This window comes from Alistipes sp. D31t1_170403_E11 (genome assembly GCF_015553985.1).
Taxonomy (GTDB): Bacteria; Bacteroidota; Bacteroidia; order Bacteroidales; family Rikenellaceae; genus Alistipes; species Alistipes montrealensis.
On record NZ_JADNHQ010000022.1, the window covers coordinates 1 to 1,890 of the forward strand.

1 protein-coding gene is annotated in these 1,890 nt (G+C 56.7%); it reads right to left on the reverse strand.

Annotation, left to right across the window (positions count from 1 at the left end; translation table 11 throughout):
- Positions 1–1,889, reverse strand: a 1,889-nt coding sequence (locus I2E69_RS15140; RefSeq protein WP_195462058.1) for a polysaccharide biosynthesis protein, incomplete at its 3' end; no start/stop codon positions are given.
- Between the last annotated feature and the right edge of the window lies 1 nt (position 1,890).

Below are 1,890 nucleotides of genomic sequence, written 5' to 3' on the forward strand. Positions count from 1 at the left end.
GTCTGTTTCATCAGCCTTACCATCTGCGGGATGTCGACCGAGCGGGAGAGCGTCTCCAGTTCTTCGGCGACGCGGCACGCTTCCTCATAGTCATATTCCCGCACCTTGGCGATACGTATCCTGTCGTGCGACGTGGGCAGCGTGTTCTCCTTGTTCGACAGAACCTCCTCGTACAGCTTTTCTCCCGGACGCAGGCCCGTGTATTCGATCCTGATATCCTTGTCCGGCTCGAATCCCGCCAGCGAGATCATCCGTTGGGCCAGGTGTGCGATCTTAACCGACTCGCCCATGTCGAACACGAAGATCTGGTTGCCCGTAGACATCGTGGCAGCCTCCATAACCAGGCGGCAAGCCTCGGGGATCGTCATGAAGAAACGCGTAATGTCCGGGTGCGTAACCGTCACAGGACCGCCTTTGGCGATCTGCTCCCTAAAACGCGGGATCACCGAGCCGTTCGAACCCAGCACGTTCCCGAAGCGTGTCGTCACGAATTTGGTCCTGCCCGGCGTCTGACCCTGTTCGATCGACAGCCCCAGCGACTGCACGTAGATCTCCGCAAGGCGCTTGGTGCAGCCCATCACGTTCGTCGGGTTCACAGCCTTGTCCGTCGAGATCATAACCATCTTCTCCACCTCGTATTCGATACACTTGTCGGCCACGTTGCGCGTGCCCGCGACGTTCACCAGGACCGCCTCGCACGGATTCTCCTCCATCAGCGGGACGTGTTTGTAAGCCGCGGCATGGAACACCACCTGCGGATGGTAGGTCCGGAACACGAAGTCCAGCCGGGCAGGGATTCGAACGTCACCGATAACCGGGATGAATTTCAAATCCGGATAGCGTTCTTCCAGCTCCAGGCGCAGGTTGTGCATCGGAGTCTCCCCGTTGTCGAAAAGGATCAGACGGTGGATGCCGAACGTAGCCAACTGCCGGCAAAGCTCCGAGCCGATCGAACCTGCGGCGCCTGTAACCAGGACCGTCTTGTCTTTGAAATTGGCGATGATCTCATCCATCGAGATGCGGATCTCGGGACGACCCAGCAGGTCCTCGATCTTGATCTCTCGGATCGACTGCTTCATGATCTTGCCGTCGATAACCTCGTCGATAGGAGGCGCGATCAGGATCTTAACGCCCTTTTCCGTACAATACCGGATCAGGCGTTCCTGTTCCGACTGGGCGTCGTCGTTCGTGGCGAAAAGAACGCCGTCGATGTCGTAACGGTCCCGGAGGTATTCGATGCTGCATTCGTCTTCGAAGTAGTAAACCGGGCGGTCGGCGATCGTATGGTTTTTCAGCAGTTTCCCGTAGGTCAGGAAGCCCGAGACCTGGTAATGCGGCGAGTTCTGTAGGCGCGTTACCAGAGACACCGATTTATCTCCCGTACCGTAAACCAGCACCTGCTGGCAATTATCGTGGCGGGCATGTTTGAGTTTGATCAGGTCGTAGAGGATGATCATGCAAAGACGAAGGGCCAGCAGAAGGAAGAGCGTGACCAGCACGTCCAGCAGGAAACCCATGGCGATAGCCGTCTGGGGCGGGGCGGGAGATTGCGGAAGCAACTGCACATAGCCGTACATCAGCACGTCTTTAAGCATCACGGCAGCGCCCAGTTTCCAGACCTCGCGAAGCGTCGTATGACGGATTACGCTACGGAATGTACGGAAAAGGATAAACGAGAAGACGCTCAGGGCGCACGAACCCGCCAATAGCCAGAAACCGTACCAAACCGTGAAAACCGGATGCGGGAAGAGTCCACGCACCAGCAGGTACGCGACGAACGTCGAGAAAACTGAGACGACGGTATCGATGGCTAGGATAAGCCACGACGAAAAGTAACGTGACGAAACGTACTTCTCGATTCCTAAACCTGACAATAAATGATAAAGCATG